General features: G+C 61.2%; 24 protein-coding genes, 3 tRNA genes and 1 riboswitch. Of the genes, 13 read left to right on the top strand and 14 right to left on the bottom strand.

Annotated elements, in window-relative coordinates; genetic code table 11:
• Positions 1–290 precede the first annotated feature (290 nt).
• From VIG90_RS18410 to tkt, 7 genes are all read right to left on the bottom strand, one after another.
• A complete protein-coding gene (locus VIG90_RS18410) occupies positions 291–1,103 on the bottom strand; it encodes an inositol monophosphatase family protein (RefSeq protein WP_331594982.1) in 813 nt (270 codons plus the stop codon).
• Between the two features lie 110 nt (positions 1,104–1,213).
• Positions 1,214–1,777 carry an elongation factor P gene (efp, locus tag VIG90_RS18405; protein ID WP_331594981.1) on the bottom strand — a complete coding sequence of 188 codons (564 nt, stop codon included), beginning with the start codon at positions 1,775–1,777 and terminating at the stop codon, positions 1,214–1,216.
• A gap of 119 nt (positions 1,778–1,896) precedes the next feature.
• Complete coding sequence (thiE, locus tag VIG90_RS18400) at positions 1,897–2,583, bottom strand: thiamine phosphate synthase (RefSeq protein ID WP_331594980.1); 687 nt, start codon at positions 2,581–2,583, stop codon at positions 1,897–1,899.
• A 176-nt stretch (positions 2,584–2,759) separates the two neighbouring features.
• Positions 2,760–3,680 carry a class I fructose-bisphosphate aldolase gene (locus VIG90_RS18395; RefSeq protein WP_331594979.1) on the bottom strand — a complete coding sequence of 307 codons (921 nt, stop codon included), beginning with the start codon at positions 3,678–3,680 and terminating at the stop codon, positions 2,760–2,762.
• A 134-nt stretch (positions 3,681–3,814) separates the two neighbouring features.
• A complete protein-coding gene (locus tag VIG90_RS18390) occupies positions 3,815–5,011 on the bottom strand; it encodes a phosphoglycerate kinase (protein ID WP_331594978.1) in 1,197 nt (398 codons plus the stop codon).
• 75 nt (positions 5,012–5,086) lie between these two features.
• On the bottom strand, positions 5,087–6,097 hold the full coding sequence (gene gap / locus VIG90_RS18385; protein WP_331594977.1) for a type I glyceraldehyde-3-phosphate dehydrogenase: 1,011 nt from the start codon (positions 6,095–6,097) through the stop codon (positions 5,087–5,089).
• Positions 6,098–6,143: 46 nt separating this feature from the next.
• Entirely contained in the window at positions 6,144–8,114 is a 1,971-nt protein-coding gene (gene tkt / locus VIG90_RS18380; RefSeq protein WP_331594976.1) for a transketolase, read from the bottom strand.
• Between the two features lie 159 nt (positions 8,115–8,273).
• On the opposite strand from tkt, the gene VIG90_RS18375 reads away from it, so the two are divergent.
• The 6 genes from VIG90_RS18375 (at position 8,274) to VIG90_RS18350 (ending at position 10,874) form a co-directional block, all read left to right on the top strand.
• Entirely contained in the window at positions 8,274–8,657 is a 384-nt protein-coding gene (locus VIG90_RS18375) for a hypothetical protein (RefSeq protein WP_331594975.1), read from the top strand.
• Between the two features lie 28 nt (positions 8,658–8,685).
• Entirely contained in the window at positions 8,686–9,012 is a 327-nt protein-coding gene (locus tag VIG90_RS18370) for a cell division protein ZapA (protein ID WP_331594974.1), read from the top strand.
• A gap of 210 nt (positions 9,013–9,222) precedes the next feature.
• Positions 9,223–9,813, top strand: a complete 591-nt coding sequence (locus VIG90_RS18365; protein ID WP_331594973.1) for a 5-formyltetrahydrofolate cyclo-ligase — start codon at positions 9,223–9,225, stop codon at positions 9,811–9,813.
• 68 nt (positions 9,814–9,881) lie between these two features.
• Positions 9,882–10,340, top strand: coding sequence for an NUDIX hydrolase (locus VIG90_RS18360; protein ID WP_331594972.1), 459 nt, complete (start codon positions 9,882–9,884; stop codon positions 10,338–10,340).
• Positions 10,337–10,558, top strand: a complete 222-nt coding sequence (locus VIG90_RS18355) for a DUF2842 domain-containing protein (RefSeq protein WP_331594971.1) — start codon at positions 10,337–10,339, stop codon at positions 10,556–10,558. The genes VIG90_RS18360 and VIG90_RS18355 overlap by 4 nt, the downstream gene beginning before the upstream one ends.
• Before the next feature lie 31 nt (positions 10,559–10,589).
• The gene (locus VIG90_RS18350; protein ID WP_331594993.1) at positions 10,590–10,874 is read left to right on the top strand and encodes a chorismate mutase; all 285 of its coding nucleotides are present in this window, start codon (positions 10,590–10,592) and stop codon (positions 10,872–10,874) included.
• Between the two features lie 105 nt (positions 10,875–10,979).
• Here VIG90_RS18350 and VIG90_RS18345 read toward each other — a convergent pair.
• Both VIG90_RS18345 and VIG90_RS18340 read right to left on the bottom strand, forming a co-directional pair.
• Positions 10,980–11,056, bottom strand: a tRNA-Asp gene (locus VIG90_RS18345).
• A gap of 247 nt (positions 11,057–11,303) precedes the next feature.
• Positions 11,304–11,380: transfer RNA gene (locus VIG90_RS18340), tRNA-Asp, on the bottom strand.
• 210 nt (positions 11,381–11,590) lie between these two features.
• Here VIG90_RS18340 and VIG90_RS18335 point away from each other — a divergent pair.
• Positions 11,591–13,117: a hypothetical protein gene (locus VIG90_RS18335; RefSeq protein ID WP_331594970.1), complete on the top strand. Its 1,527-nt coding sequence runs from the start codon at positions 11,591–11,593 to the stop codon at positions 13,115–13,117.
• A 77-nt stretch (positions 13,118–13,194) separates the two neighbouring features.
• Positions 13,195–13,271, top strand: a tRNA-Pro gene (locus VIG90_RS18330).
• A gap of 35 nt (positions 13,272–13,306) precedes the next feature.
• On the opposite strand, the gene VIG90_RS18325 is transcribed toward VIG90_RS18330, so the two are convergent.
• The gene (locus tag VIG90_RS18325) at positions 13,307–14,599 is read right to left on the bottom strand and encodes a diguanylate cyclase (RefSeq protein ID WP_331594969.1); all 1,293 of its coding nucleotides are present in this window, start codon (positions 14,597–14,599) and stop codon (positions 13,307–13,309) included.
• A gap of 119 nt (positions 14,600–14,718) precedes the next feature.
• Positions 14,719–15,291: a TMEM165/GDT1 family protein gene (locus VIG90_RS18320; RefSeq protein WP_331594968.1), complete on the bottom strand. Its 573-nt coding sequence runs from the start codon at positions 15,289–15,291 to the stop codon at positions 14,719–14,721.
• Between the two features lie 15 nt (positions 15,292–15,306).
• A riboswitch (yybP-ykoY riboswitch) is annotated at positions 15,307–15,482 on the bottom strand.
• 333 nt (positions 15,483–15,815) lie between these two features.
• Here VIG90_RS18320 and VIG90_RS18315 point away from each other — a divergent pair.
• The 4 genes from VIG90_RS18315 to VIG90_RS18300 all read left to right on the top strand — a co-directional run bounded on the left by VIG90_RS18315 (position 15,816) and on the right by VIG90_RS18300 (position 20,306).
• On the top strand, positions 15,816–16,676 hold the full coding sequence (locus VIG90_RS18315) for a THxN family PEP-CTERM protein (RefSeq protein ID WP_331594967.1): 861 nt from the start codon (positions 15,816–15,818) through the stop codon (positions 16,674–16,676).
• Positions 16,677–16,866: 190 nt separating this feature from the next.
• Complete coding sequence (locus VIG90_RS18310; protein ID WP_331594966.1) at positions 16,867–17,751, top strand: THxN family PEP-CTERM protein; 885 nt, start codon at positions 16,867–16,869, stop codon at positions 17,749–17,751.
• Positions 17,752–18,101: 350 nt separating this feature from the next.
• On the top strand, positions 18,102–18,971 hold the full coding sequence (locus tag VIG90_RS18305) for a THxN family PEP-CTERM protein (protein ID WP_331594965.1): 870 nt from the start codon (positions 18,102–18,104) through the stop codon (positions 18,969–18,971).
• A 465-nt stretch (positions 18,972–19,436) separates the two neighbouring features.
• Positions 19,437–20,306, top strand: coding sequence for a THxN family PEP-CTERM protein (locus tag VIG90_RS18300; protein WP_331594964.1), 870 nt, complete (start codon positions 19,437–19,439; stop codon positions 20,304–20,306).
• A 107-nt stretch (positions 20,307–20,413) separates the two neighbouring features.
• Here the strand turns inward: VIG90_RS18300 and VIG90_RS18295 are convergent, their stop codons facing one another.
• The 3 genes from VIG90_RS18295 to tpiA all read right to left on the bottom strand — a co-directional run bounded on the left by VIG90_RS18295 (position 20,414) and on the right by tpiA (position 23,371).
• Positions 20,414–22,045 carry a CTP synthase gene (locus VIG90_RS18295; protein ID WP_331594963.1) on the bottom strand — a complete coding sequence of 544 codons (1,632 nt, stop codon included), beginning with the start codon at positions 22,043–22,045 and terminating at the stop codon, positions 20,414–20,416.
• Between the two features lie 80 nt (positions 22,046–22,125).
• Positions 22,126–22,512, bottom strand: coding sequence for a preprotein translocase subunit SecG (gene secG, locus VIG90_RS18290; protein WP_331594962.1), 387 nt, complete (start codon positions 22,510–22,512; stop codon positions 22,126–22,128).
• 106 nt (positions 22,513–22,618) lie between these two features.
• Entirely contained in the window at positions 22,619–23,371 is a 753-nt protein-coding gene (gene tpiA / locus VIG90_RS18285) for a triose-phosphate isomerase (RefSeq protein WP_331594961.1), read from the bottom strand.
• 252 nt (positions 23,372–23,623) lie between these two features.
• Here tpiA and VIG90_RS18280 point away from each other — a divergent pair, with 252 nt between their 5' ends.
• On the top strand, positions 23,624–25,546 hold the full coding sequence (locus VIG90_RS18280) for a peptidyl-prolyl cis-trans isomerase (RefSeq protein WP_331594960.1): 1,923 nt from the start codon (positions 23,624–23,626) through the stop codon (positions 25,544–25,546).
• Positions 25,547–25,550: the final 4 nt, after the last annotated feature.

Below are 25,550 nucleotides of genomic sequence, written 5' to 3'. Positions count from 1 at the left end.
CTGTTTCCGGTTCTTGTAAGATCGGGTTTACGCCCCCGCCATACAAGGCCAGTCCGGAAAACGAGCCGGTTATTCGCCGCAAGTTTACCACGTCTGACACCCTCGCTGGTCCATCTGGTGGAACCAACGCCAGATGCGGCAGAAAAGGCTCCGATATCGCCGGTTCAATTTTCTATTTCCCGCACGGAAACGGACCTGTGCCGCACGAGAATAAACAGCCCGAAAAGCACAAGGGGCCGGAAACCCGACCCCTTGCAAATCTGCCGCGTGTTCAGGAACAATCGGGCGGATTACCCCCGATGGTTCTTGATCGCCTGACCCACCAGCTTGTGCAGGCGGGACTGCAGGGTCGCGTTACCGGCAACGATATCACCGGTCTTGAGCATCTGCTCGCCGCCGCGGAAATCGGAGACAAAACCGCCTGCCTCACGGATCAGCAGGATGCCCGCCGCCATGTCCCACGGCTGAAGATTGTCTTCCCAGAAGGCATCAAAGCGACCGGCAGCCACGTAGGCCAGATCCAGGCTGGCCGCACCGAAGCGGCGAACGCCGGCCACTTCCTGCATCACGGAAGACAGGATGGCGCTGAAGCGTCCATGATCGCCATGGCCATGGTAGGGAATGCCGGTGGCAACGACGGCCTGACGCAGGTCCTGGCGGCCGGAGACGCGCAGGCGGCGCTCGCCAAGCCATGCGCCCTTGCCCTTCTCGGCCCAGAAGCTTTCATCGGTCAGCGGGTTGTAGACAATTCCCGCGATGATCTCGCCGTGTTCCTCGAGCGCAACGGAAATACCGTAGTGCGGAATGCCGTGCAGAAAGTTGGTGGTGCCGTCCAGTGGATCCACGATCCAGCGCGGCATTTCCGGCGTGCTGCCCGCCTCTTCGCCTGACTCCTCCATCAGGAATCCGAAATCCGGGCGCGCCCGCTTCAGCTCTTCCTTCAGGATCCGCTCGGCCTTCTCGTCGGCGGCGCTCACGAAATCGGCCGGACCCTTCCGGCTGACCTGAAGCTGTTCAACTTCACCGAAGTCGCGCCGCAGACCGCTACCGGCCTTCCGGACAGCGCGCTCCATGACCGTCATCAGGGCAGATCGTATCGGCATGCACAGTCTCTCAAATCAAAAGCCCTCTCCCCTCGCTCCCTGCCGAACCTAAAGCGGTTTCAGCGTGGCTCAAGGGAGAGGGCCGGTACACAATACCGTTTATGCTCGAATTAGTCCGCGCGGCGGACGTATTCACGCTCGTAAACGTTGACGACGATCTTCTCGCCCGTCTCGATGAACGGCGGCACCATCACGCGCGCACCGTTTTCCAGCTTGGCCGGCTTGTAGGAAGAGGCAGCGGTCTGGCCCTTCACCACCGGATCGGCCTCGGCCACGGTCAGGGTCACCTGCTCCGGCAGCTTGATGGAAACCGGACGCTCTTCGATGGACTCGATCACCACCTGCATACCGTCGGCGAGGAAATCGATTTCCTCGTCCAGAATCGCAGCCGGAATGACTACCTGGTCGAAGGTCTCGGTGTCCATGAAGGTCAGCTGGTCGCCGTCACGGAACAGGAACTGGTAGTCCTTCGGGTCGAGGCGGACGCGCTCCACCGTTTCCGAAGACCGGAAGCGGTTGTTGCTCTTGCGCCCGTCATAGACGTTCTTCAGCTCCACCTGCATGTAGGCGCCGCCCTTGCCGGGCTGGGTGTGCTGAATCTTGACGGCGCGCCAGTGCGAACCTTCAAACTCGATGATGTTGCCGGGGCGAATGTCAACGCCGCTGATCTTCATGGATTTAACCCTGCATTGCTGAGCTGTGGGAAGCTGGCGGGGCTTCTAGCAGGTAGATGGCGCAAGCGCAATCGAACCAGCGCCATACCCCCTTGACTTGAGGAAGGTCTCTTACCCGCTCAGTCTGTCCCAAACAGCTGGTTGAACGCCTTCACGGCGGCGGCCGGCCCCTGCGGATGGCCCCAGACGCCTGCAGAAACCGCGAGGAAGTCTGCGCCTGCCTCGACAAGCGGCGCTGCGTTTTCTGGCGTGATGCCGCCGATGGCGACGCATGGCAGCTCGGAGAGCGCCGTCCACCACGACAGGATTTCCGGATCGGCCAGCGCCGTAGCCTCCTTGGTGGTGGTAGGATAGAAGGCGCCGAAGGCCACATAGTCAGCCCCCGCCTCGCCCGCTTCCATCGCCAGATGGCGGCTGTCGTTGCAGGTTACGCCAATCGTTCGGTCAGCTCCCAGAAGTTTGCGCGCTTCGGCCACCGAACCATCGGTCTGCCCCAGATGCACACCTTCCGCGCCAGACTTCTTGGCCAGATCCGCCCGGTCGTTGATGATCAGCGCAACGTCCGCATCTTCGCACACCGGCAGAAGAGCTTCGGCAGCCTTCAGTATCTCGTCGTCGGCCACGTCCTTCAGGCGCAGCTGGAGCGCGGCGATGGTCCCGCCTTCAAGTGCCTGATGGAAAGCGGAAAGAAAGTCCGGCACCACGATCTTCGGCGGCGTGATCAGGTAGAGCTGGCACGGCGGGCGCGGATCATTCCGACCGATCTCGGTGATGTCGATGCCTTCTTCTTCGTCCATGTCCGTCATACCTGCCTCCACAAAGCCGTTAACCGGCCAGTCTCTATACCAGATTGAACGGGAAAGGCCGCACCGGGGAACCCAGTTCCGCCGGCACGGCCCCTACCCTTGAACACCATGCCCTCTGAGAACCTGTCTCTGTGGGCACTAGAGGGTCAGCGCATGCGCCAACCTTCCGCCTGGAACTACTCGCGACCCAGGTAGATGTTGGTGATCTTGTTCAGCATGGCGATCGCTTCGTCGCGCGGGCGCTGGAACACGTTGCGGCCGATGATCGAGCCGTTGCCGCCACCGTCGCGGATCGCGCGGGCATCGTCATAAACCGCGTCAGCGCCCTTGGCCGCGCCGCCCGAGAACACCACCAGACGGCGGCCGTTGAAGGCCGACTGCATGACGTGCTCGACGCGCTTCGCCTGCGACGACAGGTCGATGTTGTACTTCTCGTACACCTTCTTGGCTTCGGCCTGCTCCAGGTGGTCGGACGGCAGCTTCACCTTGATGATATGAGCGCCCATCAGAGCGGCCATATGAGCGGCGTAGGCGCATACGTCCATGGCGGTCTCGCCTTCCTTGGTCAACTCACCACCGCGCGGGTAGGACCACAGCACGACAGCCAGACCCACCGACTTGGCTTCCTCGGAGAGTTCGCGGAACTCTTCCATCATGTTGTAGCAGTCGTCCGAGCCCGGATAGATGGTGAAACCGATGGCCGAGCAGCCCAGCTTCAGCGCGTCGTTGATTGTGCCGGTGACGGCCTGATCCTTCAGACCCACGAGCGAGTTGGCCGAGTTCATCTTCAGGATGAGCGGCACCTGACCGGCAACGCGATCAGCCACAGCCTCCATCATGCCCAGCGGCGTGGCATAGGCATTGAGGCCAGCGTCGATGGCGAGTTGCGGGTGGTAGAACGGATCATAGGCAGCCGGGTTCGGCGCGAACGAACGAGCCGGACCGTGCTCGAAACCCTGGTCAACCGGCAGGATGACCATCTTGCCCGTGCCGCCCAGCTTACCGGTGCTCAGAATGCGGGCCAGGTTCGCCTTGGTGCCCGCATTGTCGGTCTCGTACCAGGACAGGATGTCCTTAACGCGCTTCGTCACTTTCATGAAAGTAACCCCTCATCGAGAAGATTGATGGTCGTTTTGGGGCCTCAATGTCAGCCCCGGTCTGGCTTGGCAACTCAAAAAGCCGAAGGACCACCTCGCCCTGTTTCGCGGCGCGGCGGTCTTCTGCCTGGAGTTCAGTTCTTGAGAGCTTCGACGCCCGGAAGCGCCTTGCCTTCCATCCATTCGAGGAAGGCACCGCCCGCCGTCGAAATGAAGGTAAAGTCTTGTGAAACACCGGCATGGTTCAGCGCGGCAACCGTGTCACCGCCGCCGGCCACGGAGGTCAGCGAGCCGCCCTGCGTCAGGGCAGCAGCGGTCTTTGCCAGCGCCACGGTCGCCCGGTCGAACGGCGCGATTTCGAATGCGCCGAGCGGACCGTTCCACACCACGGTCTTGCACACCTTCAGCACGTCGCCCAGCGCTTCGACAGCGGCCGGACCAACGTCGAGGATCATCTCGTCCTCGCCCACTTCGTGTACGTTGACGACGCGGTTCTCGGCGTTTGCCTTGAACTCCTTCGCCACCACCACGTCATACGGCAGGTGGACCGTGCAGCCCGCCTCGTCCGCCTTGGCGAGGATCGACAGTGCCGTCTCGGCCAGGTCATGCTCGCAGAGGCTCTTGCCAACGCTCACGCCGCGTGCGGCCAGGAACGTGTTGGCCATGCCGCCGCCGATGATCAGGTGATCGACCTTACCGACCAGATTGGTCAGCACGTCCAGCTTTGAGGAAACCTTAGCGCCGCCTACCACCGCGGCCACCGGGCGTTCCGGATTGCCGAGGCCGTTCTCAAGCGCGGTCAGTTCCTTCTCCATCGAGCGGCCGGCGTAGGCCGGAAGCACGCGAGCCAGCGCCTCGGTCGAGGCATGGGCGCGGTGCGCCGCCGAAAAGGCGTCATTCACGAAAATGTCGCCGAGCCTGGCCATACCCTGGGCCAGTTCCGCGTCGTTCTTTTCTTCGCCGGCGTGGAACCGCGTGTTCTCCAGCACCGCCACAGAACCGGCCGGCAGCGCAGCCACGGCCGCTTCAGCCTCAGCGCCGACGCAATCGTCAACGAATGCCACGTCCATGCCCAGCACCTCGCCCAGCGCCGGTGCGATCGGCTTCAGCGACATCTCGGGGACGCGCTTGCCCTTCGGGCGGTCGAAGTGGCTGAGAACCAGAACCGTGGCACCCTTGGCCAGCAGATCCTTGATGGTGGGTGCGGTGGCGGTCAGGCGGGTCTTGTCGGACACGCGGCCATCCTGCACCGGTACGTTCAGGTCAGATCGCAGCAGGACCTTCTTGCCCGTCAGGTCGCCCAGATCATCGATAGTGCGAAAGCTTGCCATTAGATTGCCCCTTGCGAACAGCAAGGACCCCCGCCGAGGCGGGGGTCCAGTCTTTTCTGCACTTATATGGTTCGCTTAGCCGACCTTGGCCATGGCGACTGCGGTGTCGCTCATGCGGTTGGAGAAGCCCCACTCGTTGTCGTACCAGGTCAGGATGCGCACGAAGCGCTTGTCGATGACCTGGGTCTGAGTGGCGTCGAAGTTCGACGAGAACGGGCTGTGGTTGAAGTCGATCGATACCAGATCTTCGGTCACGTAGCCCAGAACGCCCTTCAGCGGACCTTCAGCAGCAGCAGCGCGAACGGCCTCGTTGATCTCCTCGGCGGTCACGTCACGGCCGGCGTCAAAGGTCAGGTCCACGACCGACACGTTCGGGGTCGGAACGCGGATCGAGGTGCCGTCCAGCTTGCCCTTCAGTTCCGGCAGAACCAGACCCAGAGCCTTGGCGGCACCGGTGGAGGTCGGGATCATCGACAAGGCGGCAGCGCGAGCACGGCGGCGATCAGCGTGCACCTGGTCCAGAATGCGCTGATCGTTGGTGTAGGCGTGGATGGTGGTCATGAAACCACGCTCGATGCCCACGGTGTCGTTCAGCACCTTGGCAACCGGTGCAAGGCAGTTGGTGGTGCACGATGCATTGGAGACGATCTTGTGCTCGGCCGTCAGGTTCTGGTGGTTCACACCATACACGACGGTGATGTCCTCACCCTTGGCCGGAGCCGAGATGAGCACCTTCTTGGCGCCAGCGGTGATGTGGGCCGAAGCCTTGTCGGCGCTGGTGAAGAAGCCGGTGCACTCGAAAGCGATGTCGACGCCCAGATCCTTGTGCGGCAGCTTGGCCGGATCACGCTCGGCGGTGACGACGATTTCCTGACCGTTGACGACGATCTTGTCGCCCTTCACCTCGACAGTGCCGGGGAAGATGCCGTGTACGGAGTCGTACTTCAGCAGGTGAGCGTTGTCCTCAGTCGAAGCCAGATCGTTAATGGCGACGACCTGAACGTCCGTGCGTCCCGATTCAAAAATCGCACGCAGAACATTGCGGCCAATACGCCCGAAGCCATTAATTGCCACCCGCACGGTCATTTCCGTTTTCTCCTCAATATCTTCGTGCACCACGAATACGGCGCGCCTATAGCGCAGCGTTTACCGCTTCTGCAATCTTGTTGGGGGTCAGACCGAAGAAATCATAGAGATCCTCGGCCGGGGCGCTTGCACCGAAGCGGTCAATGCCGAGCACCAGCCCCTTCTCGCCCACATACTTCTGCCAGCCGAACGGCGATGCCGCCTCGATGGCAACCTTCAGCGTGCTTGGCTTCAGCACATCGCGGCGGTAATCCTCCGGCTGTGCGTCAAACAGTTCCCAGGACGGCATGGAGACAACCTCGGCCTCAACACCCTTGGCTGCCAGCAGATCGGCCGCCTCAAGAGCGATATGGACCTCGGACCCCGTCGCGATCAGGGTGACGCGCGCATTTGCCGCGTCCCGCAGACGGTAGGCGCCGCGAGCCGAGCGGTTCTCGGCGGCATCGGTGCGCAGCTGCGGCAGGTTCTGACGGGTCAGCGCCAGGATCGACGGGCCGTGGGCGTTCTCCAGAGCCAGCTGCCAGCATTCTGCGGTTTCCACCACATCGGCCGGGCGGAACACCTTCACGTTCGGCATGGCGCGGAACGATGCCAGATGCTCGATCGGCTGGTGAGTCGGGCCGTCTTCACCCAGACCAATCGAGTCGTGGGTCATCACATAGACCACGCGCTGATGCTGGATGGCCGACAGGCGGATTGCCGGGCGGCAGTAGTCGGTGAACACCAGGAACGTACCGCCGTAGGGGATCACGCCGCCGTGCAGGGCAAGGCCGTTCATGGCCGCCGCCATGCCGAACTCACGGATGCCGTAGTGGATGTAACGGCCGCCGTAGTTGTCCTTGTTCAGGATCGCCTGGCCCTTGGTCTTGGTGTTGTTGGAGCCGGTCAGGTCCGCCGAGCCGCCCACGGTTTCCGTAAGCACGGCGTTGATGGCTTCCAGCGCCATTTCCGAAGCCTTGCGGGTCGCCACCTTCTGCGGGTTGGCGATCAGGCTATCGATGTAGGACTTCACCGCCTCGCCGAAGTTGCCCGGCAGTTCCCCGCGCATCCGGCGCTCGAACTCCGTCTGCACCTCGGCCGGGGCTGCCTTGAAGCGGTCCAGCCACGCAGCGCGGTCGGCAGCGCCGCGCTTGCCCGCTGCGCGCCACGCATCCAGAACCTCGGTCGGAATTTCAAACGCGGCGTGCGGCCAGCCCAGAGCCTCGCGGGTGCCCTCGATCTCGGCAGCACCGAGCGGCGAGCCGTGGGTCGAAGCGGTGCCCTGCTTGGTCGGAGCGCCATAGCCGATCACGGTCTTGCAGCCGATCAGCGACGGGCGCGGATCGTTCTGGGCCGCGCGAATCGCAGCCTCGACCGCTTCGGGGTCATGACCGTCAACCGACTGAACGTGCCAGCCAGCAGCGTCGAAACGCTTGTTCATGTCTTCCGACGACGACAGGCTGATCGGGCCGTCGATGGAAATCTCGTTGTCATCCCACAGGACGATCAGGCGGCCAAGGCCGAGGTGGCCGGCCAGCGAGATCGCTTCCTGAGACACGCCTTCCATGAGGCAGCCGTCGCCGGCAATCACGTAGGTGTAGTGGCTGACCAGATCGTCGCCATACTGGGCATTCAGGTGACGCTCGGCCAGCGCGAAGCCGACAGAGGTCGCCAGACCCTGGCCCAGCGGACCGGTGGTCATCTCGACACCCGGCAGTTCGCCGTATTCCGGGTGACCGGCGCACGGGCTGTGCAGCTGGCGGAAGTTCTTGATGTCGTCCAGGGTTGGCCGCTCGTAACCGGTCAGGTACAGCAGCGAGTAGATCAGCATCGAGCCGTGGCCGGCCGAGAGAATAAAGCGGTCGCGGTCCGCCCAGTGGGAATCGCTGGGATCGTACTTCATCACCTTGGTGAAGAGGACGGTGGCGACATCCGCCATGCCCATCGGCATGCCCGGGTGACCCGATTTGGCTTTTTCGACCGCATCCATGCTCAGGGCACGGATGGCATTCGCCATATCTTTGTGAGAAACAGTCATGGCACTCGCTGCGATTTGAACGCTGGGAAATCGCGCGCACAATAGGGATGGACGCGCGAAGGTCAACCACGGCTACGCATAAGACGCACGGCGAGTTGACGCATTTGGCAACACGGCCCTATGCTTTCTGGTGAATTTTTCCAGCGGATCAGGATCAGAATGACCTTGCAGAGTGCCACCGAGCGGCTCGACGCCGCCGTACAGTTGCTTGAAGACAGACTCGAGAACCGCGTTCGCGCGCTTCGCAGCGAGGCCGCCGCCCTGCGGCTGGAGCGTGATACGCTTCAGGGCCAGCTGCTTGAAGCGATGAACGCCGTCAGGCCGGATCTGGAGGAGGCCAACGCCCTGCTTCAGCTTGAAGTTGAAGAGATGGCCAAGGCGCATGACGCCCTGCTTCAGAAGTATAACGAGCTGGAGCGGCAGCATGCAGCGCTCGAGCAGCGCCACACCGAATTGGAACAAGCGGCCAATGAGGCACTGGCGCGGGTCGATCGCCTCATATCCCAGCTGGATGCCGAGCCCGTCGAGGCCGCAGAAGCGTAACGCGTAAGAAACTATAAAGGAGTTAGCTGTGGGTCAGGTCACGATTGCCGTTGGCGGACGCCAATATTCCCTCGTCTGCGGCGACGGGGAGGAACCCCAGCTCGAGCGTCTGGCCAGCTATGTTGACGAGAAGGTTGAAGCCCTCTCGGCAACGCTTGGCCGGATAAGCGAAAGTCGCATGCTTCTGATGGCCTCGCTGCTCATTGCCGACGAGCTAATGGACCTGAAAACCCGCATCAGCGAAGGCGGCGGCCAGATAGCGGATACGGGCGACACCGAGCAAAAGCTCTTCCGTCTGGCAGAACGTTTAGAATCTTTGGCGTTCAGCCTTGAGCCGCAGCCGCACTCCTCCTAAATTGGTTGACGGCGGGTACTGCAAGGTACGAGCGTAGAGATAATCCCTGAGGCGATAAAAACATCCTAGGGAGCTGTCCCTAAGCAGATCCTGGTCTGCATTACATGGCTCCCACCTGACGTTACTGGCGTCAGAGGATCATCCAGCCAACGGCCCCAGCGGTCCCGCCACCCTCCTCTCATGACACACCCTCCCCGATCAGCACCCGCAGTGTCCAAAGCCGAGCTGCGCGCCGCCATCCGGCAGGAGCGTCGCAACTTTGTTCAGTCCGTGCGTGCGCAAGGCGAAGCGGCCGAGCGCCGATTGGCCGAAGCCCTCGCCGCGCAGGTGTTTCAGCATCTTGGGCCACACCTTCAGGGTGGCTGCGTCGTTGCCGGTTACCGACCCACGCCCTGGGAGATCGACCCCAGCGCAATTGAGGCGCACCTGCTGGCCGCAGGCATCACGGTCGCCCTGCCCCGCACTCGCCCGAACGCCCCGCTCACCTTCCATGCCATCGACCGCCATACGGTCATCGAGCCCGGCCTGCACGGCATCCATGAACCGCCTGCCGATGCTCCGATCGTCGTGCCGGATGTGATTCTGGTGCCATTGGTGGCGGTTGACCGGCGCGGCATCCGCCTTGGACAGGGCGGCGGCCATTATGACAGGACACTGGAAGCCCTGCGCCGTGACAAGACGATTAGGGCCATTGGCCTGGCCTTCGATGTTCAGCTTGTCGATTATATTGACGCCGAGCCCCACGACCAGCGGCTCGATGCAATCGCCACGCCGACACAGTGGCTGGCGGCAGATGGCTGAACAATCCGCCGCATCTGAACATTCAGCACAAGATTCAACCGCATATCGCTGAATAACAAGGATAATTCATGTCAAATCCTGCCGATACCCGCACCTATACCAAAAACCCGCTCGTGGGCGTGGGCATCGTGGTGTTGCGACAGGACAGGGTACTGCTGATTCAGCGGGGCAAGCCGCCCCGCGAAGGCCAGTGGAGCATTCCCGGCGGAATGCAGCATCTGGGCGAGACCCTGCACGCTGCCACCAAGCGCGAGGCTCTGGAAGAAACCGGCCTTGTCGTCGAGGTCAGGGGCCTCCTGGACGTCATCGACCTCATCGAGACCGATGATGAGGGGCATACCCGCCGCCATTACACGCTCATCGATTTTTGGGGCACGGCAGCCGAAGGTGAGCCCGTGGCCGGGGACGATGCGCGGGATGCACGCTGGTTCACCCTTGCTGAAACCGCACAGCTTCCCATGTGGGAGAAGACGCGCGAAATCATCGCACTGGCATTCTCCCGCGCCGCTGGTACGAGAGAGGCATGACCCAAAGCCAACGTAAATTGATGGGCGTCTTCCTTGTTGTGGGCGGGCTGACCCTTTATTGCCTCATCGTCGCGGGGCTGCTCTCAGTTCTGCCCCGCCTCAATATCATCCTTGAGGTTGTCCTCTACACCTTCTTCGGCATCGTGTGGATCTTCCCGATGCGTTCCGTGCTTGTGTGGATGGAAACCGGTTCCTGGTGGGTGCGTCGTGACCGCTGAAAACATCGCTGATCCAAAGTCCGTTACAACCATGCTTGAAGTGCGCGCCAATATCGACGCGCTTGATCGGACCATTGTTCGCCTACTCCGTCAGCGGCTGGACTTCATCGAAGCCGCTGCCCGCATCAAGCCAGACCGCAGCGCCGTTCGGGACGAAGCGCGCAAGGCGGACGTGATTGCCAAGGCCAAGGCCGAGGCCGAACGCATTGGTATGCCTACCGATCTAGTCGAACAGCTGTACGAACAGCTGATCGAATACAGCATCGCCCACGAGTTCGTTCGTTTCGATGAGATTCGGGGATCGGAGCCGCGCTGAGCGCGGCTCAGCCTTTAGCTGAGCGATCGCGAACAAACGCTTGGCCTCAAATGAAAAAAGCCGCCTGAAAGGCGGCTTTTTCATGTTCACCTTCCCGAGGGAAAGTGGCGCGAGTGACGGGGCTCGAACCCGCGACCTCCGGCGTGACAGGCCGGCACTCTAACCAACTGAGCTACACCCGCGTGGTGTGGGCGGGTAACTACGGGGTTCGCCCTCTCCTGTCAAGCAGTCTCGATGCAAGAAATTACATTTCCCGAACAAATTTTGCTGAGACCATGGAGTAGGCGGGAAAACCGGAGAGGCGGACTGAGCCAAGCGGCGAGACCGCCCTCAGAATATAAGCAAATACAGGAACAAACACACAATGAGCACATACGAAAAAAGCCGCCCGAAGGCGGCTTTTTCATATTCACTTTCCCCGAGGGAAAGTGGCGCGAGTGACGGGGCTCGAACCCGCGACCTCCGGCGTGACAGGCCGGCACTCTAACCAACTGAGCTACACCCGCGTGGTGTGAGCGGGTTCCTAAGGGTTTCGCTCTCGGCTGTCAAGCAGTCTCCGCAATCTTTTAAAAGAAGCCTGCACATCTCTGCCTGCTGAACAACTCGCCCGCCCGACCTTACATACAGCCGCAAAGCTCCGGCCGTATACGGAACCGGACGGGCTTGCCCCGCGTCTGTTCAATGGCGATCAGAGTTCCTACGCCGTAAGTGAGGCCATGCAGTCAATGACTCCCAAAATCCAGCCGCGCCGGACTTCCTCCACCCCCAGGTCACCAAGGCGCGCCAATCTGGAAACAGAGGCCCTGCTGTCAGAAGCCAACGATCTTCTCTTTCTTGCCGAGAGAATCGAATCTGGCGCCATTCGCCCCGTAGCCGGTCTGGACGCCTGGAAGGCCGAACTGTCGGAACTCATCACACAGCCAACCTTCGGCGCGCTCGGCAGCGAACAGGCGCTGGAGCGCTTGTCTCGTGAACTGCGCACCCTCTGGCTTCGCTATGCGCAGGCGGCAACCGATAGCTGCCTTCGCAGCCCTCCTGCCGATCAGCAACCGGCTGTAACCGGCCTCGGCACCGCCCTCAGCTTCGGCTACGAACGGGAGCTTGAGCCGGAAGTACTCGAGTCCCGCTGTGCCGACTTCATGGAGGTGCCGCCGGGCTGGACTGCCAGCCACCTCATCTTCTCCAGCGGCCAGGCCACCCTCTCTGCGATTCTCCAGGCCAGCCTGCAGATGCATATGACTGAGGGCGACGAGGCCGTGCGCCTGCTTCATCTCGGGGGATACTTCGAAACCCAGGAACTTCTTGACCTGTTCGAAGCTCGCAGCCTGACCCACAGCCGCATCGGAGCCTGCGATCTGGACGAACTTCCTGCTACGCTGAAGGAAACCGATGTTCTGCTGGCCGAGGTCGCCTACTGCGACGGCGCGCTGCGCTTGCTGGACATTGGCGCACTGTCGCGGGCCTGGCGCCAGAGTCCCGCCAAGCCCCGGCTTGTGGTGTTTGACACTACTCTGTCAGGCACGCGATTCCCTCTGGAGACATTGCTGGGCATGATGAGCGGCCCTGCCGCGCCAGTCGTCGTCTGCATGCGCTCGGCCCTCAAGCTGGACCAGGCCGGGCTGGAGCTTGCCAATGCGGGCATCTGCACCGTGCTAGTGCCTGCAAACGCTGCACAGCCGCTGGCAGACCTGCCGGAGACGCTACGCAAGATTCGCAAGCTCACCGGCACGAGCATCGGCCTGCAGGATATGGCATCGCTTGAAGCGCCGTGGTTTCTCGACCGGCTTTATGCCAGCCAGTACTGCGAGGCTGTCTTTGCCCACAACCGGCGGCTCGCCCTCTCCTTCCAGCCGTCCGGGGGGCTGTTCGCGGACCTTTCCCATCCTGCGCTGAGCAACGACACCAGCCCGTGGTCCGAAGCACCGTTCTGCATCCTTACGCTGAACAACCCTACGGAAGAGAACTACCGCCGGCTCCAAGCCATACTGGAACATGAGGCGGCTGCCAGACAGCTTGCCTTCAGCGTTGGTGGCAGCTTTGGCTTTCGCGGACACCGCTTTGAAGCGATCATCCCGGACCTTCCCGATTCTCCCTGTTTCCTTCGGGTGGCGCTCGGCGCACGCGGCGGCCCCAGCCTTTCCGGCATCATCGGGCTGCTGAACGAACTGGCCGCCTGCAATTCGCTGGACGAGTTCAGCCTGTCTAACAGCCCTCAACAACAAGCGAGCGACCTGGAGGCATAGGTCTTGCTGGGCCTGCTTGCGGCAGATGTTCATCTCCGCTTGACTGGCCGCTCAGTTCCCAGCACAACACGGGTCGTCGGGGAGTAGCGCAGCCTGGTAGCGCATCTGCTTTGGGAGCAGAGGGTCGCAGGTTCGAATCCTGTCTCCCCGACCATTTCCCCAGATATTACAAACGATTGTTCGACATATTTAAACAGTCGGATTGAGCATCGCCTGCCCATGGCCTGCGAAGTTCACGCGGTTACGGCCCTCATGTTTGGCCGCGTAAAGCGCCGTATCTGCTCGTAAAATCAGAATCGAGGGAGCTTCCGCGCTCTCCGCCTGCGCAACACCGGCACTTATCGTTGCAGAAATCGTCAGGCCTGAGGGCAGCACGAAGCCATGTGCCTCCACCGCCTTGCGAACCCGTTCGCATACGATGCCCGCATCGGCCAGCGCCGTATCCGGCATCAGCAGTGCAAACTCCTCACCGCCCAGGCGGGCTGCCACATCCCCTTCCCGGATCGAGCCGCGCATGATCCGCGCGACATCACGCAGCACTTCATCACCGGCAGGATGCCCGTGGGTATCGTTGACCTTTTTAAAGCAGTCGATATCGAACATCGCGACACTGTAGGGCGCACCGCTGCGACCTGATCGTGCGGCCACCTTTTCAAGTTCCTCAAGGAAGTTCCGGCGATTAGGCAGAGAGGTCAACGCATCAATGGTCGCGATTCGAGCCAGAGCAATGTTTGCATCCAGAGCGCGCACATGCCCATCGAGCGCCATCAGACTTACACCTGTGGCCAGAAGTACCAGCACAACACCAAAGCCGATCATGGAAAAACGGATGATATTGCTGCGCATAACGGCACGCTCTTCACGAACCATACGCTCTTCCAGCAGCCTTTCTTCTTCGCTTTCAATTTGTCGGAGAATGTCAAAGACGAGCACTGCCCGATCCTTGCCCACGCCGCTGCGAACAAGCTGGAAGGCCTCCTCGGTCTCGCCGCCACGTACCTTGTCAACCGCCAGTTCCATGAGACGGAAAAACTCGACTGTTCGCTCTTCAAGCTGCACAGACAAAGCGAGCTGACGGGGATTGTCACTCGTCAGAGCAAGCAGCCGCGCCATCGCCTTTGGAACTGCGACCTTTGCAAGCTCATATGGTTCCAAGAACGATTCGTCCTGGGTGATCAGATAGCCTCTTTCTCCTCGCAGGGCTGCGTTCAGGTGGGCGTTCAGGTCGCCCACGATCAGGAGAACGTTGAAGCTGTGAAGATGCCAGGCCTCGGCGCGTTTGCGCTGCTCTGCGGAGCTAAGCGTGGCATTGATCAGCGTGGCAAGAACAATGAAGGCGCTGAGAAGAACGGCACTGCCGGTCCACACCACCTTCGGGCGGCCACGAGAGAGAATGTATGGGATTCGCTTGCGCCAACCTCTTGCAGATAATGTCGCAACTGCCCCATCCGGGACTTCTCCCCAGACAGCATCCTTGGCCACGCAGCACTCCCCGTTCACAACACAACAATGGTGGTCAACCCGCCAAAGCCCCCGCTTTGAGCCCCACCCTGACGTGAAACAATCGTCAGGAGAAATTGCCTCGGCGGGTTGACCAAAAATCAGCCAGCAACACCCGCCGTCTGCAGCAGCAGCCACAACCCTATGATAAAGAACAGCAGGGCTGCGATCTTGCGCACGATATCAACAGGAACACGTTGCACCAACCCATTCCCCAGAAACACTGCGGGCACGTTGGCGATCATCATACCTGCGGTTGTCCCGATGGTAACCATCACAGCGTCGTGGAACTGCGCGCCAAGCGCCACGGTGGCAATCTGCGTCTTGTCACCCATTTCAACGAGAAAGAACGCGACCAACGTTGTCAGAAATGCACCGTAGCGAGCAGAGGTGTTGCCAACGTCATCCAGCTTGTCCGGCACCAAGGTCCAGATGGCCATACCGATGAATGACAGCGCGATCAGATATCGGAACCACACGCTGTCCAGCAGAAAGGCCGCTTCCGAGCCAACCAGCGCTGCCAGAAAATGATTGGCGAGCGTGGCGACCAGAATACCTGCCACCACGGGCCAGGGGCGCTTGAAGCGTGTCGCCAGAACAATTGCGAGAAGCTGGGTTTTATCGCCGATCTCGGCGAGCGCCACAACGGCGGTAGAGGTTACAAGTGATTCCATGATATATCCGCAGCCGGGCGACTTGAAGCCAACAGCACCTCGCCTCCCGCCCGGCATGAACGGAAGCATGGTGCCATTGGTCTCGCCTGAGCGGTTCCCCCCTCCCGGCGCGCCATGATCTCTCGACCAAGCATGTTGACGCGTCGGCCCGTCCAGTCAGACGGCGGCTACTCCCCAGTGACGTGGTCCGGATAACCGAGGCACAACCGGAAAGCAAGAGCAAGGCCGCCTTTATCAACCACCAGTCATGGCGTGCGTTGTTACACGAACTGGAGTCGCCGAGCCGGCAAAGAGGAGTTCACGAATAATAATTATTTAATAACAAAGACTTAATGTCGACTTTTCTTACAAAACAATAAAATTAAAAAGAACAAAGCCAAGGTATGGCTTTGATTTGCCAAGGGGCGACCGGTTGGCACGATTTCTGCTGGTAAGGAGGCGAGAAGTTGCGTCCCCGTCCAGAAACCCGGCTGAAGAGTTCAATAAAGCCGGGGATTTACAAGCCCCAACGCAAAGGTGAAATCATGAAGACCTTCCGCACCCTGGCCTCCGGCTTGGCGCTCGCCGCAGTGTGCATTGGCCTCTCCACCGCTGCCAGTGCCGCCCTTATCACTGAGTGGCGTTTTGATGCCACGAACGACTGGGTCAACACTACCTTCAACAGCCCCGGTCCCCAGGCTCCGACCAACAACTTCCTCGTCTCCGACACGTTGCCGGACGGCAGCGACCCCAATGGCGCCGGCAACAATTTCGACATCATCCGCTGGGGCACCCCTGCCAGCGGCAGTCCGTCCCGCAGTTTCCTGGCGCTCGATGATGTTCACGGCTCGGCTGGACTTTTCACCAACGATCCCAATGGCGTTGCCGGAACCACCGTCTATCACGGAAATTACCGGCAACTGGCGTCCGGTCAGCAGTGGCTGGATACAACGACGGCCGCGACGACCATCACCCTCACGCCTGTCACACCGGAGGGTGAGCCGCTCGACCCGATCGAACGGCAATTCTTCATCAACTTTACCGAGACCATCGACACACCGGACGTCGGATCATGCCCGGGCGCTCCCTGGCCAACGGGCACAACTGCCTGCCCCGATTCGTTCACCGTCGATCTTTCCGAAGCAGCATTCTCCATCACTATTGACGACTATATCTACACCTTTAGCCTTCTCCTGCTGGACGAGGCCGGATCCCAGAATATTGCCCGCCTTACCTTCGAAGACGGACAGGCAACGGTTTGGACCGAGGAAGGCGTCCGCAGCACGCTCGTGACGAGAATCGTCGTGACTGCGGAACAGGTTTCCGAACCGGCTCCGCTGGCTCTGCTCGGCGCAGGCCTCGCCGTGGCGGGTCTCGCCCGTCGTCGCAAAAAGCAAACGGCCTAGCTCCGGGATCATTCCGGGAAGAAACTCCCAGATCCGGACAAAAAAAATCGGAGGGGCAGACTCGTTTCTGCTCCTCCTGACTGTTACGTCGTTTTTAAGCTAATTTTATTAACTTAATTTGGAGCCCCCACGCCCCTCGGCAGTTAGTCAGCCGAGGGGCACGGACCTTAGGGTGTGTGGGAGGTGCCAAATGAAACCGATACGCTCTGCCCTTATGGGCACTGCAATCAGCCTTGCAGCCATTGGCGGCGCCGCGCCTGCAAATGCTGCACTTGTTGAAAACTGGATTGTCTCAATCGCCAACAGCTGGTCGGATACCGAATTCACGTCCAGCGGCCTTGGCTCGTTCGTTCCGGAAGATCCTTTTGGCGTGTTTGACACCCTGCCAGACGGCTCTGACCCGCGAAATCTGAGCTACGATGTCATCAGCTGGGGTACACCCCGCACAGATGCCGGGCGCAGCTTTCTGGGTGTCGATGAAACTGTATCGATTGCCGGCCTGAGAACCAACGACACAGCGGGCGTCGTTGGAACATCATTTTACCATGGCAACTATCGTCAGGCGAGCAGTACCGGAGAGAATCCGGCAGAACGCTGGCTGGACAGCGCAACTCTGAATCTGCGTATCACCCTGAGCCCTGAAGGGGATGATGCCCGCAGCCAGGTCTTCGATCACTCAATTCCGATCGATTTCATGGAAACCCGGAATACGGCGAATCTGGCGAACTGTGCCGGTGGCAGCTGGCCGGCCGAGACCGCTGCCTGCCCGGACAGCCTGACCACGACGACCGAAGCCGCCAGCTTCTCGTTCGTTCTGGACGACTTTCGGTATTTCCTGACGTTCCTGTTTGATCCGGAAAACTCGCAGAATGTTCTGCGAGCCGACCTGGGGGATGACACAGCCACCCTCTGGACTGCCGAAGGCGCGCGCAGCCGCCTGTCGACACGGCTGGCCATCACCAACCAACCGCTGATTGGCCCCTCTCCGGTCCCTGAACCGAATTCCATTGCATTAGCCGCGGCAGGATTCGGGCTCCTGGGTCTGGCCCGGCTGTGGCGACGCAGACATACCTGATTCCGGATCACGGCATGGCTTGCTAGATCCAGAAAACTGGCGGGCCGTCTCCCAAGCTCTGATCACGGAATGCCTTGAAGGGTACCCTCACCGGTGCCCTTCTTTTTTGCCCCCACCTTGGGCGCAGATCCGCGAAACGAAACCGTCTCTCAAACAATAAGTGAAAGATTGTCGGTAGCAGTTACAATTATATTTAAAATATCAGTATCTCACCACCTAACAGTTTGAAACACAACCGGAAATCACCTTGGCATGGAACCTGCTTGATCGAGCATGTTTCCGTGCTGCCTCAATCCACCCTGATTGATTTCCAGGCACCCCGGTCGAGACATATTAGAGGTGGTGTTATGATGAAATTGAAATCCGTCGTACCCTCGGTTGCGTTGATGGCTTCCATTGCCTTGTCTGCCGGCGCTGCCAGCGCAAGCCTGATCAACGAATGGTCATTTACAGTCGCCAATGCGTGGAATCCGGCAGCAACAACCTGGACATCCGCGGGCGTGGCGCCCTCTTCCCCCTTCGGCTCGGGCTCGACCCTTCCGGACGGCAGCGATCCGGCTGGCGATTACACTTATCTGAGGTGGGGATCGCCGGCCACGCCGGGCGGAAGCAAGAGCTTCCTCGGCGCAGACACCAATCTGACGGTCTCAGGGTTGTACACCAACGACGCCGCCGGCGTCGCAGGTTCCTACTATTACCACGGCAATTACATTCAGTACTCGCCGTCCAACACGCGCGAGAAGTGGCTGACCGGCACCGAGCTGGTTTCGGAAATCAGCATTCAGTCGGTTGACCCGGCTGGTCGCAACATCGGGATCACGCGCTCCTACACCATCTCCTTCACCGAAACGGTGAACGAAGTTCCGCTGGAGAGTTGCCCCGGTTATCCGTGGCCGCCAGCCGGACCCGCGCCGGGCATGCCCACCTGCCCGGACCAATTCACGATTGACGTTTCTGACCTCACCTTCACGACCGGCGTCATTGACGGGTACATCTATGAGTTCACCGTCGAGTTCGATCCGAGCAGCTTCGAGAATGTTGCCGGCATAACCACCAACCCGGACGGCACCATAACCATCTGGACTAACGAAGAAGTCCTGAGCCGCCTCGGCACCCGGGTGACGGTATCGGCTCGTGTTCCCGAGCCGGCACCGCTGGCCCTGCTGGGCACGGGCCTACTGGCGGGTGGCCTAGCGATCCGGCGCCGCAAGTCCGCCTAATACCGGCTTTCAGTTTACTCGACAGGGAGCGGCCTGCCGCTCCCTTTTCTTTTTTACAGGACCGGGCGCCAAAGGACCATGCCGAAGCGAGATGCTATCACTCCCCAGGCACCGCCAGAGAATGGCAAAAGCCAAAAGCCATCCCGTAACAACAAGAAAGACAAAAGAAGATATAAACTAACGAAATCAAAAAAAGTTCCATGAATTATTTTAGAGTTACTATTTACTCTGCAAAAGAACTCATTACGTAACGAAATACTTATTAATTGCAATCATTATGTCGATATTCTTTACAAGTATTATTATAAAGATTTCCTCTCCTCCTATTAAGTAGCTGAATTTAAATATTTTCATCAAGTTGGCACGCCATCTGCATAGCTATGCCTGTCGGAAAGGCCCGGATTGGAAAGCTGTCGCTTCCACCCGTAAGCCTGGAAAAACAATAAGGGTGGTAAAATGATTAAAATGAAGTCCCTTGCTTCCTCGATTGCACTTGCCGCAACTGTCGCTCTGTCCAGCGGCGCTGTGGCGGCCCCGATCTCTGAGTGGGCCTTTACCGTAAATCAGAGCTTTGATCCGAACAGCACCACCTGGACGTCCACTGGCACGACCCCGGTTGACGCATTCGGCAACAACGTCGATGCACTGCCCGACGGTCAGGACCCGGCCGGCAACTACTCGTACGTGCGCTGGGGCACCCCTGCGAACCCGACCAATGACCGCAGCTTCCTGGCTGCCGATACCAACTTCACCCAGACCGGCCTGATGACCAACGGCGCTGGCGTGGCTGGTTCGACCTTCTATCACGGCAACTATACCGTGTGGGGTGGCTCGCAGTACGAAGCCAAGCTGAACAGCGCCAGCCTGTTCACCGAAATCGAGATCTCCTCGGTTTCGCCGGAAGGCCTCAGCGCTGTGCTGTCGCGCACCTTTGAGATCGGTTTCGTCGAAACCACCAACGATCGCAACGGCATCGACGTGCCGATCGAGCAGTGCGACGGCTACGACATCTGGGGCGGCTCGGGCAATATTGCCTCGTGCCCGGATCGTTTCTCGCTGGACATCCGCTCGCTGGATTTCAGCACGGAAATCGACGGTTACATCTACGACTTCACCGTCGCGTTTGACCTGTCCACCCTGAACAACATCGTCGGGGTCGACGTCAACGACAACATCGCTACCATCTGGACCGGCGAAGGCGTCCTCAGCAGCATTGGCACCCTCGTGACCGTCACGGCTCGCGAAGTGGCTCCGGTTCCGGAGCCGGCCAGCATTGCACTGCTGGGCGGCGGTCTGCTGGCCGCTGGCATGGGTCTGCGCCGTCGCCGCAAGTAAGCGAGACGGCTCACAGCCATCCAAAAGCGAAGGGGCGCCCACTGGGCGCCCCTTTGTTATTCAAGCCTTGTCAAAGACCCGAGCCCCACGGGGCTTGCTGTCCGGTCTCAGACCAGACGGCTCTGACGCAGAGCCGCCGCAATGAAGCTGGAAAACAGCGGATGCGGATCGAACGGCTTGGACTTGTATTCCGGGTGATACTGCACGCCGATAAACCACGGATGGTCCGCGTATTCGACCGTCTCGGGTAACTCACCATCCGGCGACATGCCGGCAAAGCGCAAGCCCGCAGCCTCCAGACGCTCGCGATAGCCGGCGTTCACCTCATACCGGTGGCGATGGCGCTCTTCGATCTCGGTCGCGCCGTAGCACTCCGCAATCTTCGAGCCTTCCGCCAGCTTGGCCGGGTAAGCGCCAAGACGCATGGTGCCGCCCAGGTCGCCGTTCTCGGCACGGATCTCAACCTTGCCGTCACGCACCCATTCGGTCATCAGGCCGACAATCGGATCCTCGCACGGACCAAATTCCGTGGACGACGCCCCGGAAATGCCCGCCAGGTTCCGCGCGCCTTCGATCACCGCCATCTGCATGCCGAAGCAGATGCCGAAGTACGGCACCTTGCGTTCGCGTGCGAACTTGGCTGCAGCGATCTTGCCTTCTGAACCGCGCTGACCGAAGCCGCCCGGAACCAGAATGCCGTGCAATGGCTCAAGCGCCAGAATGGCATCCTCGCCCTGCTCGAACTGCTCGGCGTCGATCCACTCGATGTTGACCTTCACCCGGTTGGCAATACCGCCATGCACCAGCGCTTCAGACAGCGACTTGTAGGCGTCCTTGAAGCCCGTGTACTTGCCGACGATGCCGATGGTGACCTCACCCTCGGGGTAGTGAATGCGCTCGACGATGTTCTGCCACTTGGTCAGCTCCGGCATCTTCGCGTCGGTGATGCCGAACGCGGCCAGAACTTCCGTATCGAGCCCGGCCGCGTGGTACTGAAGCGGCACTTCATAGATGCTCGACGCGTCCAGCGCCGGAATGACGGCAGAGGGGCGCACGTTGCAGAACAGCGCGATTTTGGCGCGTTCGCTCTCGGGAAGCGGCTGCTCGGAACGGCAAACCAACACATCCGGCTGAATGCCGATGCCGCGCAGTTCCTTCACGGAATGCTGGGTCGGCTTGGTCTTCAGCTCGCCTGCCGCCGCAATGTACGGCACCAGGGTCAGATGCACAAAAATGGCGTTGCCACGACCCAGCTCATTGCCGAGCTGGCGGATAGCCTCCATGAACGGCAAGCTCTCGATGTCGCCGACCGTTCCGCCGATCTCGCACAGCACGAAGTCCAGGTCCTCCACGTCGTTCAGCGCGAATTCCTTGATCGCGTCCGTCACGTGCGGAATGACCTGCACCGTACCGCCCAGAAAGCCGCCGCGGCGCTCCTTGGCGATGATGTCCGAGTAGATCCGGCCCGAGGTGATGTTGTCCGACCGGCGCGAGGGAACGCCGGAGAAACGCTCGTAGTGGCCGAGGTCGAGGTCGGTCTCTGCGCCGTCGTCGGTCACGTAGACCTCGCCGTGCTGATAGGGACTCATCGTCCCCGGATCAACGTTGAGGTATGGATCGAACTTGCGCAAACGCACTTTAAAGCCGCGCGCCTGAAGCAGAGCTGCAAGCGATGCGGCCATCAGGCCTTTACCAAGGGACGATACCACGCCGCCGGTGATGAAAATAAACCGCGCCATGGGCCTACACTATAGACAAATTAAAACCATTCGCGCCACCAAATCTTTCAGGTGGCGCGCTCGAATCCTGTGGATAAGCGTTAGTCGCCGACCGGAACGGACGGCAGCGCCGGCAGGGTATCGGCCGGAACAGCTTCACCCGGAACTGCGGGAGCGGCCGGTGCCGCTTCACCGGGAACGGCCGGGCCGGTCACCGGGGCGCTTTCCTGCAGGAGGCGGTCGATTTCGGATGGGGAACCCTTCTCGATCCGCGCAAGGAACGCCAGGCCGATCGAGGTCAGGATGAACAGGCCCGCCAGAATCGCCGTGGACCGGGTCAGCAGGTTTGCGGCGCCGCGTGCGGACACCAAACCGCCTCCACCGCCGCCACCGATCCCCAGGGCACCGCCCTCGGAACGCTGAAGCAGAATGACGGCCACCAGAGCAACCGCAATCAAACTATGGACGACGAGCAAAAAGGTCATCATCGGGAAAGACTCCACCGGGCGCAGGAATCGCGCCTCCACCGTGCTGGACGGCTGTTAGCCGGTACGCGCCGGATTTGCAACCCGGCGCGTCACCGCGTCATTGTTCTCAGGCTTCCAGACCGGCAATGATGCCGAGGAAATCCTGCGCCTTCAGGCTCGCGCCGCCCACCAGCGCGCCGTCCACATCCGGCACGGCCAGCAGCTCGGCGGCGTTGGACGGCTTTACCGAGCCGCCATAGAGAATACGCATGCCCTCGCCCTCGGCACCGAAGCGCTCGACCAGCTGACGGCGGATTGCGGCATGAACTTCGGCCACTTCTTCCGTGGTCGGCGTGCGGCCAGTGCCAATCGCCCACACCGGCTCGTAGGCGATTACCGTGTTGGCCGCGGTTGCGCCGCCCGGCACCGAGCCGGCAATCTGCCCGCCCACCACGTCGAGCGTCTTGCCTGCGTCGCGCTCTACTTCCGTCTCGCCCACGCACACGATGGCAATGAGCCCGGCGCGCCAGCCTGCCTGAGCCTTGGCATTGACGGTCTCGTTGCTCTCGCCGTGATCGGCGCGGCGCTCGGAGTGGCCGACGATCACAAGCTTCGCGCCCGCATCGGCCAGCATTTCGGCCGAGGTGTCGCCCGTGTGCGCGCCGCTGGTCTTGGCATGGCAATCCTGGCCGCCAATGGCAACGCGGCTGCCCTCGGCCTTATCGGCGAAGCTGGCCACCAGCGTGAACGGCGGACAGATGGCGGCGTCGATTCGCTCCGCAGCGCCGGCAACACCGGCAATCATGGCCTCCAGCTCGGCAATCGAGGCCTTCAGCCCGTTCATTTTCCAGTTGCCTGCAATCAGCGGTCGCCGCGTCACCACATCCAGTCTCCACTCATCTATCCGGCAAATGCGTCAGCAACGCATTGCCTGTGTTTCCAGAATTGGCGGCTGGATAGCAGATGCGCGCCCGAAATGGCAAAGCTCATCGTGCAAACGGGTTCTTTCGCTCCGGCAGAGCCTTGAGCACCGTTGCTGACAGTGCCTTCTCCTCAAGGAAGCTTGCCGTCCGGCCGCCGCCCACCTATGCTCCGCGCCCGTTCCGGAACCACATTGTTTGGCAGGCGCTTCATGCTCGCATCCATTCGCAAAGCCCTTTCCTCCTGGGTCGTCGTCGGCCTCCTGTCGCTGCTTGTGGCGGCCTTCGTCCTCACCAGCGTGCAGGATCCCTTCTCGCTCGGCGGCGGCGCGCGGCTTGCCAAGGTTGGCGACCAGACGGTCTCGACGAATGATTTCGTCCAGCAATTCGACCGGATCTTCCGGCAGGAACAGCGCCAGCGCCCCGAGCTGACGCGCGAAGACGTGCTGCGGGCCGGGGCTGACCAGCAGGTCCTGAATCTGCTGGTAACTTCCGCCGCCTTTCAGGATTTCGCTGAAAGCCAGGGCGTTGCCGCCGGTGCCCGGAACCTGAGCAATTCCATTCGCAATACTCCTGCCTTCCAGATTGCCGGTCAGTTCGACACCACCGTCTATGAAGAGGTGCTGGCCCAGAACAACATGAGCCGGAAAGACTTCCAGCAGCTCATGGCCAGCGACCTGACCCGCGACCAGTTCGTCCAGGTGGCCTCGCTCTCCCCGTTCGTGCCGGAGCGCCTGACGGCGTCCTATGTTCGCCTGCTGCAGGAAACCCGCACCGCGTCCGTTGCGGCCATTCCGGCCGGCAAGTTTGCCTCCAGCGTCGGCGCGCCGGACGCAAAGGCGCTCGAGGAGTTCTACAAGGCCAACATCGAGACCTACACGGTCCCCGAGATGCGCAGCTTTCGTTACATCCTGCTGAGCCCTGAGATCGTTCAGGCCAACATCCAGGTCACGGAAGCCAACCTGAAAGAGTATTACGACGCCCACCTCGACCGCTACGCCGGCATCGAGAAGCGCGAGGTCCAGCAGCTGCTGCTGGCCGATGAAGCCACTGCCCGCGACGCCTATGACCGCGTGAGCAAGGGTCAGGACTTCGTCGCCGTCGCCGCCGAGCTCGGCGGTTTCGAGGAAGGTGACCTGAGCCTGGGCGAAGTCACCCGCAAGCAGCTGGCCGAAGACACTTCGGAGGCAGCCGCATCCGCCGCGTTCGGCGTGCCCGCAGGCACCGTCACCAGCCCGGTGCAGTCCGAGCTCGGCTGGCACCTGTTCCGCACCACCAAAATCAGCCGCTCGGAAGACCGTCCGTTCGCGACGGTAAAGGGCGAGATCGAGCAGGAGGTGCGCCGTGAGCGCGCGCTTGACCGCATCTATGAACTGAGCCGCGAAATGGAAGACACGCTGGCCTCCGGTGAGGATCTGGAAGCCGTCGGCAAGCAGTTCAACCTGCCGGTCGTCACCGTTGCCGCCACCACCCGCTCCGGCCTCAACCGCGAGGGCCGCCCGGTCGACATGACCCCGCAGGCCCGCGAGATGCTGGGCCATGTGTTCGAGCAGCGCCAGGACGAAGATCTGGCCATGACCGAACTTGGCAAGGATACCTACTACGTCTCGCAGGTGACCGACATCACCCCGGCCGCCCCGCGCCCGCTCGCCGAGATCAAGGACGCCGTCACCGGCAACTGGCGTTTTGACCAGATGCTGAAGAAGGCCCGCGCCGCTGCTGACGCCGTTGCCGCCGCGGTCAAGGGTGGCGCTTCCTTTGCCGATGCCGCCCGCAAGCAGGGTGCCGAACTGGCCCCGCCGGTCACCGTCCGTCGCGTCGATGCCATGCAGCAGGGTGCGCAGCTTCCGGCTCCGGTGCGCGCCATGTTCACCACCGCGCAGGGCCAGGTGCAGGTCGTCCCGGCCGAAGGCGGTCAGGGCTACTACATCCTCAAGGTCGAGAATGTTGAATCCAAGCCCGGGCCGGATGCGGAAATGCTGAAGACCGCAACCAAGCAGGAAATCCAGACCTCCGCCCAGGAGGAACTGGCCAGCGCCTTTGCCCAGTCCGTCCGTCACTCGGTCGGCGTCAAGATCAACGAAGCAGCACTGGCGCAGGCGCGCGCCCGTCTGGTTTCCGGTAGCGCGGAGTAAGCGC

Origin of the sequence: Pedomonas sp. (assembly GCF_036515995.1) — a bacterium.
GTDB lineage: Bacteria > Pseudomonadota > Alphaproteobacteria > Sphingomonadales > Sphingomonadaceae > Pedomonas.
Note: the sequence above shows the minus strand (reverse complement) of the source record. Positions and strands in the feature narration are given on the sequence as shown.